Genomic DNA, 4,874 nt, shown 5'->3' with positions numbered 1-4,874 from the left:
GCCGCAGCGCGACGCCGAGATGGTGAAAGAGGCCGGCATCGAGCTCGACAGCACCTTGTTCTCGCTGCTGGTCGGGATCGACCGGCTGGGACCGGTCGGCGTCATGGAGCTGGCCGACCGCACAGGGCGCGACTACACCACCGTCAGCCGCCAGGTGAGCAAGCTGCAGGCACAGGAGCTGATCGTGCGCCGCCCCTCGCAGGCCGATGCGCGCGTCAACGAGGYCCTGATCACCGACAAGGGCCGCGAAATGGTGGCTGCGATCGACACGGCCCGCAACCGCGTCGTGACGGCCATGCTCACCGACTGGTCCGACGAGGACGTGCAGCGCCTGGCACTGCTGCTCAGGCGCCTGGCCGACAGCGCGCTGGTGTGGGCGCGCTGACGACCGTGGGGCATCATGCTGCTGCCCCGCCCAGGCCCACCGCACCCAGGTAGGTCTCGAGCGCGGCTGCATCGCCCGAGCTGAGCATCGCGCCGATATAGCCGTCGGGACGCACCAGCACCCAATCTCCGGGCTCGACCCCGTAGTGGGCGCGGAACTCACCGTGCACGTCCAGGATGTCGCCGGTCTCGCCGACGACGTGCATGTGCAGGCCGGCCCGCGCCGGCGGGGCCGATGCCGCATCGAGCGGGCCAGGGCACAACAAGGTCCAGTGCGTGCCGCGGAACAGCTCGAACAGGCGGCGCGGCAGCCCGCCCGCACCGCGGCACAGGGCATCGGGCGCACGGTCCCCGGCGGCGACCGCCCGGCCGCCTGCGCACCGGTCGAGCGCGAGCGATGACCCGGCATAGCCGATGTCGAGCTGCTTGACCTCGCGGCCGCGCCGCATCGGTCCTTGCGACGCTTCACGCAGCAGACGCGTGGCCATGCCGAGCATCTCGGCCGCGATCGGACGCCGCTCCTCTTCATAGGTGTCCAGCAGCGACGCGGGCGCGCCGCGCAGCACCGTGTCCAATTTCCATGCCAGATTGCACGCATCCTGGATGCTCGTGTTCAGGCCCTGCCCGCCGGTCGGCGGATGCGTGTGCGCGGCGTCCCCGATCAACAGCGCCCGGCCGACGCGGTAGYGATCCGCCAGCCGTGCGTTCATCTCGTAGACGGAAGCCCAGCGCACCTCGTCGATCACGATGTCGTCGCGACCGGTGCGGCTGGCGACCATGTCGTTCAGCGCAGCGGCGGTCACGGCCACCTCGCCGTGCATCGGCACCGGCGCCTGGAGCTGGAAGAGCTCGGTGCCGGCCAGCGGGCAGAGCGACATCTGGCGCTCCATCGAGCCGTCATTGAATCGATGCCAGGCATCGCGACCCAGCCCGCGCAGCAACAGGTCGGCCACCACTGCGCGGACGCCGAGCGTCTTGCCTTCGAAACCGATGCCCAGCGCACGCCGCACGAAGCTGCGGCCGCCGTCTGCGCCGACCAGGTAGCGCACGCGCAGCACCTCGTCGCCGCGCGGGCCGGCGWGGCGGGCGGTCACGCCGTCATCGTCCCGCTCGAATGCGGTCATTTCGCACGCAAATTCCGGCGCATGCCCGAGCTCGCGCAGCCGCTCCCGGAGCACGCGTTCCGTCAGGAACTGCGGCACCATCAGCGGGAGGTTGTACGGCTCGCCGGGCCGGACATCCGTGGAAGCGATCGACGGCGAGTCTTCGAACGTATCGTCCTCGCGGTACGCCCGCTGCGGTGGATACAAGCCACCCGCTGCCACCAGGCGATCGATGACGCCGAGATCCTCGAAGATCTCCTGCGTGCGGGGCTGGATGCCCTTGCCGCGCGAGCCGGCGAAGGGGTGTTCGAGCTTCTCGACCAGGCGAAACGACAGGTTGCGGCGCGCCAGCTCGAGGGCCAGGGTCAGGCCGGCAGCGCCGGCCCCGACGATCAGGACGTCGTGGGTGATGGGGGTCATCGGGAATCCTTTGATGTGAAGCGTGTCCGGCCGGGACGCCATGCAATGCATGCACTTTGCACATATTAGGATTTTTCTGACTTGAGTGCAACATGCACTCGATTCCATGTCCGGCGACGGCTCGCCGCTCCTGCTGCTCTTCCTCCGCCCTCAGCATTTCACCCTCCTCGAATCAGCCCGGTGCTGATTCCTCGGCGCCCGTCCCGCTGGTCTGATCCGCATCACGCCAGCCCGACAGCCAGCAGTACCGCCCAGGGCGGCACCCACCCCAAGGGAGCCCCCCATGCACATCACCCGCCAACTGCTCGCCGCCGCCGTGCTCGCGGCCTCCACCGTCAGCCCGGCCCACGCCCAGGTCCAGGCCTTCCCCGCCAACCTGCAATACACCAACGCCGCCTGCTCGGTGTCACCCAAGGAGCTCAGCAACTGGTTCGTCTCCGGCCGCGTCAGCAAGGGCGGGTTCGTCACCTTCGCCAACAGCATCGGCTTCCCAGCGCAGAACACCACCTGCGACTTCTACAAGTGGGCGCACCAGATGTTCCTGTGGATCTCGTCGCCGGCGGCCGGGGGCATCGTGCTCGAGTCGCCGGTCTTCTTCGACATCAACTTCGACGCCCAGGGCGGCCACTACATCCCCAACACCGCCGGCGTCGCGCGCCACAGCTTCGCGGTGCGCGGCACCAAGACGCAGAGCATCCAGCCCGGCGGCCAGGCCGGTGGCGGCGACACGGTGCTGTCGATGAACGGCTCGCTGATCTATTTCGGCGTGCACGCCAATGACGTCTACGCGTGGTTCAACACCGCGGTGTCGAACAAGGTGATCCCCGCCACCGCGCCCTTCCCCAACACGCCTGCGGGGCTCGCCCCGGTGGTGAGCTATGCATCGAGCCAGGGCAGCTCGCTGCCCGATGCCAACGCGCTCGGGCTGGAGCTGAAGACGGCCTGGGTCGATGCCGCCACCGTCCCCAACCCGGCCGACTACGTGACCATCGACGCGACGGTGCCCAACTACGTGAAGACGAGCACCACGCTGTGGACGATCAACAAGCAATCGCCCACGGTCGCGAAGACGCTGGCCCTGGTGGGCATCCACATCGTCGGCGCGGTGCAGGGCCATCCCGAGATGGTGTGGGCCACCTTCGAGCACCGCAACAACGCGCCCAACAACGCGTTCTACTTCAACACCCTGTTCGGCACCACCGTGCAGGTGCCGTACAACTCGACCGGCACCTGGTCGTTCATGGCCAGCGGCGGCGCGCAGAGCGGTGCCCTTGTGCCGCAGATGACGATCGATTCCACCACCGGCAACGTTGTCGCGACCAGCGGCAACACGATCCGCCAGAACAACGTCTACCGCGTCAATCCGTGGGGCAATGCGCCCACCGCCGCCTCGGCCGTCAACAACAGCCAGCTGATCTCGCTGAACCTCGACATCCTGGTGATGCTCGGCCTGGTGGGCGACGTGCGGGCCAACTACACGCAGGTGGGCGCCGTGTGGACGAGCGACGGCTCGATCCCCTCAGGCCCCACGGCCCCGGCGCTGCGCGGCTCGCTGCTGCTGGCCAACACCACGATGGAGACCTACCACCAGGTGGTGATCCCGAACAAGTCGGCCTCGATGGGCTGCTTCGGCTGCCACTTCTCGACCACCAGCACCGGCACCAGCCACCTGTTTCCGATCAACCCGTTGCCCACCAGGTGACAGGAGTGAGCAACGTAATCGACGGCATCAACCCATCACTGGCATCTTGTCGGATCCACCTTGCAAGGATTGCTGGGAATGGATTTTCGTCCGCCAATCACCGGGGTCGCGGGAGCCGCGGCCCCGTTGATGAATGCCATTCCCAATCCGTAGGCCACATACCTGGATTCGTCATAGATAATCTTATCGACACCACTCAATGGGTTGACCCGACTTCCATCAATCGTCATGCCTGCCGCGGAATTTCCATCCATCCGGAGCGCATGGGTGGCACCAAATGCTCGAAAAACCTCGCACAATTCTGCGGCAGATGCGCTCCCGTCTGAGGTGGAAGACATGAAGATCATCTTGTTGTCGGGAGTCACGCCAAAAGCCGACCATCTATTTATATCGGAATCAGTGGTGCAAACGCCATTCTTGATGATGGAAGTCGATGAACTGACGACGCTGTAGGGAACCGAGACGCCATCCACACCGTTCGTCCACAAGGGACCATTGATGGCCTCCTTCCATTTCGGCAGTGTGCCAGGCTGAATCAGAACCGCCAATTGGTTCAAGCCGGGTGCTCCTGAATTACCTCCATTTTCCCTGTTGCTTCCCAGCACCTTGGAGTCCCTTTGCACGAACCCTCTGGCAAGGCCAGTTCCCGGGCCTTTGCCTCGATCTCCCACCCACGAAAATCCATTGATCAGGATCTGAGAGTTCCCCGAAAATGTTTCTATTTTCTGAAGAGCCAGCAAGCCAGTTGAATCCAGTGAGTCATACACTATTCCAACAATCTCGCGAGCATCGGAATTGTCCCCAATTGCAATGTGCACATAGGGCGGGATCTCCTCGCATTTCCTGAAGTACACCGCGCCTGCCGACGTCATCGATGATGTTATGGTGGGAAGGTATTGAGAAATGGATGCCACGCAATTCGCCACCCATGAAGCAGTGGACGCACTTGAGACACTTTCCTGCGACTTGAGTTGACTCTCTTCTTCGTTAAATCGAAACAACCCAGTCTTCTTCACACTCTTTCGAATGGGCTCGAAACTTGAGTTCTGACCACTTACTGCGGAGGCATCAGCGGGCTTCCTTAATGGCCTTACGAAAAGCGAACTCCTGCCCATGAAAGCAACCTCCGGATATATATCAACCATCGGATAAATATCACCAGTATTGTGCACACTCGGAAGGAATATCTGCGGTGCTGCAAGCGCCCGCGCCGCGATATCCCACTCAACGCCCATTTTCAGCTTCACTGCGGCTGCGAATGCTGG

Annotated in this window: 4 protein-coding genes; 2 read left to right on the top strand and 2 right to left on the bottom strand. The window is 64.3% G+C overall.

All coding sequences use genetic code 11. The annotated features are described in order from the left end of the window. The coding region (locus AC1D12_RS24800) for a MarR family winged helix-turn-helix transcriptional regulator (RefSeq protein WP_477843510.1) at positions 1-385 on the top strand (385 nt) is incomplete at its 5' end. Positions 386-398: 13 nt separating this feature from the next. On the opposite strand, the gene AC1D12_RS24795 is transcribed toward AC1D12_RS24800, so the two are convergent. Then, positions 399-1,907: an FAD-dependent oxidoreductase gene (locus AC1D12_RS24795; protein WP_477843508.1), complete on the bottom strand. Its 1,509-nt coding sequence runs from the start codon at positions 1,905-1,907 to the stop codon at positions 399-401. A 283-nt stretch (positions 1,908-2,190) separates the two neighbouring features. On the opposite strand from AC1D12_RS24795, the gene AC1D12_RS24790 reads away from it, so the two are divergent. Continuing rightward, complete coding sequence (locus AC1D12_RS24790) at positions 2,191-3,609, top strand: hypothetical protein (protein WP_477843506.1); 1,419 nt, start codon at positions 2,191-2,193, stop codon at positions 3,607-3,609. 35 nt (positions 3,610-3,644) lie between these two features. Here AC1D12_RS24790 and AC1D12_RS24785 read toward each other — a convergent pair. Continuing rightward, positions 3,645-4,874 (bottom strand): phosphodiester glycosidase family protein (locus AC1D12_RS24785; RefSeq protein ID WP_477843504.1); only part of this gene is annotated, 1,230 nt, incomplete at its 5' end.

The organism is Rhizobacter sp. P1_G5, assembly GCF_056405435.1.
This window is presented reverse-complemented; position numbering and strand designations above follow the sequence as displayed.

What these genes read in the sequence shown, in the direction of transcription:
- AC1D12_RS24790 (WP_477843506.1), top strand. Translation starts at nt 2,191, where the DNA reads ATGCACATCACCCGCCAACTGCTCGCCGCCGCCGTGCTCGCGGCCTCC.